General features: G+C 65.4%; 1 protein-coding gene. It reads right to left on the bottom strand.

Annotation, left to right across the window (positions count from 1 at the left end):
* Positions 1–179: 179 nt before the first annotated feature.
* Positions 180–293 (bottom strand): Rho termination factor N-terminal domain-containing protein, encoded by a 114-nt coding sequence (locus tag AC0IW9_RS30485; protein ID WP_471652055.1) that lies wholly within the window; start codon positions 291–293, stop codon positions 180–182.
* Between the last annotated feature and the right edge of the window lie 25 nt (positions 294–318).

Here is a 318-nt window from a genome sequence, read left to right as displayed (position 1 = left end):
CCTCGGCGGTGCCGGATGACGCGCACGGCCTAGGCCGCGGTAGATGGCGACGGCGCCCAAGACGATGTCAGCCGCGCCGAGCACGCCCTTCACGGCCATGCCTTTGCGAATCAGCAACGCGCCGCCGGCGACGGCAAGCAAACGTTCGAGATAACCCGGATTAGCCATTGGTGAACTCCTCAGGACGCTTTCTTCAGGGCCGACACCAGCTCGGCTTTGCGCATGCTTGAGCGGCCCGGAATGTTCATGTCCCGCGCACGCATCATCAGGTCGGCCTTGCTTTGCTCTTCCAGCTTCTGCCCTGGGCGGGGCGCGCCA

The sequence above is a fragment of the Belnapia sp. AC561 genome (genome assembly GCF_979252845.1).
Note: the sequence above shows the minus strand (reverse complement) of the source record. Positions and strands in the feature narration are given on the sequence as shown.